Raw genomic sequence first — 4,018 nt, 5'->3', positions numbered from 1 at the left:
CCGGCCGGCCCCGCCGGTGCGGCTGTCCACCGCGGCGGCCGGCAGTTCCGCCCCGTCCGAGCCACGCACTTCGCCCGGCCCGCCCCCCGGCAGCACCGATCCGGCGGTGAACCCCGCCACGTCTGACGCCGTCTCGGCGCCTCCGGGAGCGGGCCCGACGGTGGAGGGGCCGGACTCCAGGACCCGGCGCAGGTCGGCCAGCAGGCCGAGCCGCTCGGCGGAGTTGTGGTCGGACTCGGCCGCGTACACGGCCACCGTGTCGTTGCGGTGCTTCGCGTCGTACATCGCCACGTCGGCGTGGCGCATCAGGGTGGCGAAGTCCTCACCGTGGTCGGGGAAGAGCGCCACACCGATCGAGCCGCCGACGTCCAGCGGCAGCCCGTCCAGCGGGACCGGCTCGGCCAGCGCGGCGACCACCCGGTCGGCTAGGTCCCGCGCCTCCCCCGCGTCGGTGAGCCGGGGCATCACGATGGCGAACTCGTCCCCGCCCAGCCGGGCCACCATGTCCCCGCCGACGGCCTCGGTCAGCCGCGCGCTCACCTCGACCAGCAGCCGGTCCCCCACCGCGTGGCCGAGGGCGTCGTTGACGTGTTTGAACCGGTCCAGGTCGAGCAGGAGCAGGGCCAGCCGGGAGTCCGGCTCGCCCCGGGCGGCGCGTTCGGCGTGCAGGTGGACCTGCTCCCCGACCTCCGCCAGCAGGGCCTTGCGGTTGGGCAGGCCGGTGAGCGGGTCGAGGGAGGCGAGTTGCTGCTGCTCGACGCTGAGCCGGGCCATCCGGTAGACGGCGAACAGCGGCACCAGCACCAGCGGGATCAGCGCCGCGCTGGCCCGGGCCGCGGTGACCAGCACCGGGGCGAGCAGGAGCAGCGAGCCGGTGGAGAGCAGCTCGAACCCGAGCCCCTGCCGCAGGCCGGGCCACCAGCGGTCACCGAACCGCAACCGGACGGCGGCGCTCACCAGCCCGTAGTTGACGAGGAACCAGGCCAGCGTGGCGGCACCCACGACGGCCACGTCCGTCCAGCGCAATCGCCCGCCGTCGAAGACGCTGCCCGCCCCGAGCAGCGTGACCGCGTACGCGGCGCCGAGCGCACAGGCGTACTGGCCGGCGTTGAAGGCGGTCCGCCAGGGGGCGTAACCCATGCGCCAGCCCGACACCACCACCGCCACCGCCTGGACGGCGACCGCCGGACCCAGGCCCCAGCCCAACAGGATCGCGAAGGTGAAGCAGGTGGAGGGGAAGACCGCCGAGGACTGCCGCCGGCCGGGCGGGACGAACGGGCGGGCGTCGCAGGCAACCGCCAGCACCGCCATGGTCCAGAAGGCGGCGGGCAGCTCGTCGAGCCGACCGGGCAGCGTCAGCAGCGGATCGGCCGAGACGAGAACGGCCACCCCGAGGACCGCCGCCACAAAGGCGGAGAACCGCGCCGTCACCTCCGGTGGAACGGAGTTGCGCGGATCGGCGGTCTCCATTCACACCTCCGCAGACGACGACCGGAGTGTCCCGCACACACCGTGCCCCTATGAAACGCCCTCGACGTCGAGTTTCCCGGTATGACAGTCACGAATCGGTCGTAGTCGTAATTAAGTTGGTATACGCGCGCAAGATCCCTGCGGGTGATCAGCCCTCGACGCGGGCGACCTCGCGGGCGGCGTCCGGGCCGGCATCGAGCAGCACACGGAACCCGTCCTCGTCGAGCATCGGCACCTTGAGGCCGGCCGCCTTGTCGGCCTTGGAGCCGGGGTTGTCGCCGATCACCACGAAGCCGGTCTTCTTGGAGACCGACCCGCTCACCTTGCCGCCCCGGCTCTGGATCGCCTCGGCGGCCTGGTCGCGGGAGAAACCGGCGAGCGTCCCGGTCACCACCACGGTCACCCCCTCCAGGGGGCGCGGGCCCTCGTCGACCACCTCCTCCGACATGCGTACGCCCGCGTCGGCCCACTTGCGGACGACCTCGCGGTGCCAGTCGACGGCGAACCACTCGCGAATGCTCGCCGCGATCGTCGGGCCAACACCGTCCACGGAGGACAGCTCCTCCTCGCTCGCCCGGTCGATCGCGTCGACGGAGCGGAAGTGCCGGGCCAGCGCCTGCGCGGCGGTGGGGCCCACGTGCCGGATGGAGAGCGCGACGAGCACCCGCCACAGGTCGCGCTCCTTGGCCACGGCGAGGTTGTCCAGCAGCTTGACCGCGTTGCTGCCGAGGCTGCCGTCCTTGTTGACGAAGAACGGCGAGCGGGACAGCTGCTCGGCGTCCAGGGTGAACAGGTCCCCCTCGTCCTGGATGACCTCCGCGTCGAGCAGGGCGGCGGCACCCTTGTAACCGAGCACCTCGATGTCGAACGCGCCCCGGCCGGCGAGGTGGAAGACCCGCTCACGCAGCTGCGCCGGGCAGCTGCGGGCGTTGGGGCAGCGGATGTCGACGTCGCCCTCCTTGGCCGGCGCGAGCGGCGTGCCGCAGGCCGGGCAGGTGGTCGGCATGACGAAGGGGCGCGCGTCGGCCGGGCGCAGCTCGACCACCGGCCCGAGCACCTCGGGGATCACGTCGCCGGCCTTGCGGATCACCACCGTGTCACCGATCAGCACGCCCTTGCGTGCCACCTCCTGCGCGTTGTGCAGGGTGGCCAGGGCGACCGTCGACCCGGCCACCCGGACCGGCTCCAGGACCGCGAACGGGGTGACCCGACCGGTGCGCCCGACGTTGACGTCGATGTCGAGCAGCTTGGTGTTGACCTCCTCCGGCGGGTACTTGAAGGCGATCGCCCAGCGTGGCGCCCGGCTGGTCGACCCGAGGCGGCCCTGGATGGAGACCGGGTCGACCTTCACCACGACCCCGTCGATCTCGTGCTCCACGTCGTGCCGGTGGGTGCCGTAGTAGGCGATGTAGTCGGCGACACCGGCCAGGTCGGGCACCACCCGCCACCGGTCGCTGGTGGGCAGCCCCCACGCCTTCAACGCCGCGTACGACTCGGACTGGGCGCTCGGCCGGAAGCCGCGACGGGCGCCGATGCCGTGCACGACCAGGCGCAGCGGCCGGGACGCGGTAATCCGGGGGTCCTTCTGCCGCAGACTGCCGGCAGCGGCGTTGCGCGGGTTGGCGAACGGCGCCTTGCCCTGCTCGACCAGGCCGGCGTTGAGGTCGGCGAACGCCGCGACCGGGAAGTAGATCTCGCCGCGCACCTCGATGAACTCCGGCACGTCGGGGAACTCGGTCGACGGGGTGAGCTCCCCCGGCACGTCGCGGATGCTGCGGACGTTGGCGGTCACGTCCTCACCGGTGCGGCCGTCACCCCGGGTCGCCGCGCGCACCAGCCGCCCCTTCTCATAGGTCAGGTTGATCGCGAGGCCGTCGACCTTCAGCTCACAGAGGTAGGGCACCGGACCGCCGGCGTCCCGCTCGACCCGCTCGGCCCACGCGGCCAGCTCCTCGTCGGCGAACGCGTTGTCGAGCGACATCATCCGCTCGGCGTGGGCGACCGGCGTGAAGTCGGTGGAGAAGCTCCCGCCGACCCGCTGGGTCGGTGAGCCGGGCGTACGCAGCGCCGGGAACTCCGCCTCCAGCGCCTCCAGCTCGCGCAACTGCCTGTCGAACTCGGCGTCGGAGACGGTCGGCGCGTCGAGGACGTAGTAGCGGTACTGGTGCTCGGTCAGCTCCTGGCTGAGCACGGCGTGCCGCTCCCGGGCCTCCGGGGTCGGCTCGGTGCCCGCCGCCGCCTCCTGTGCCGCGCTGACCTGCTGGCCGACAACTTCCTCGGACACCGCTTGGGACCTCCCGTTTCTTCGCTACCCGGCACCGTATCGGTCCGGTGGGACACTTCGCCGGTCACCCGCCACGCCCGAGCGGCGAACCGGCCGTTGACGTGCGAGGATCGCCCGACGGCGGCCGGGGTCGCCGCCCGACGCGACGGAGGTACCGATGCCCGAATGGCTGCTCTGGGCGGTGGCGGTGGTGCTGGCGGTGGCCGCCGGCTGGGCGTGGAACGACTGGCGGCGTCGCTCGGCCGGCCGCCGGCCGCCCCGGCG

The 4,018-nt window shown here is 73.1% G+C and carries 2 protein-coding genes; both read right to left on the bottom strand.

What is annotated here, in order from left to right:
• Positions 1–1,470: GGDEF domain-containing protein (locus tag AB0I76_RS24250; protein WP_357039638.1), on the bottom strand; the 1,470-nt coding region annotated here is incomplete at its 3' end.
• A gap of 148 nt (positions 1,471–1,618) precedes the next feature.
• Positions 1,619–3,754, bottom strand: coding sequence for an NAD-dependent DNA ligase LigA (gene ligA / locus AB0I76_RS24245; RefSeq protein ID WP_357039635.1), 2,136 nt, complete (start codon positions 3,752–3,754; stop codon positions 1,619–1,621).
• Positions 3,755–4,018: the final 264 nt, after the last annotated feature.

The organism is Micromonospora sp. NPDC049799 (assembly GCF_040656655.1).
In the GTDB taxonomy this organism is placed as follows: Bacteria; Actinomycetota; Actinomycetes; order Mycobacteriales; family Micromonosporaceae; genus Micromonospora.
Note: the sequence above shows the minus strand (reverse complement) of the source record. Positions and strands in the feature narration are given on the sequence as shown.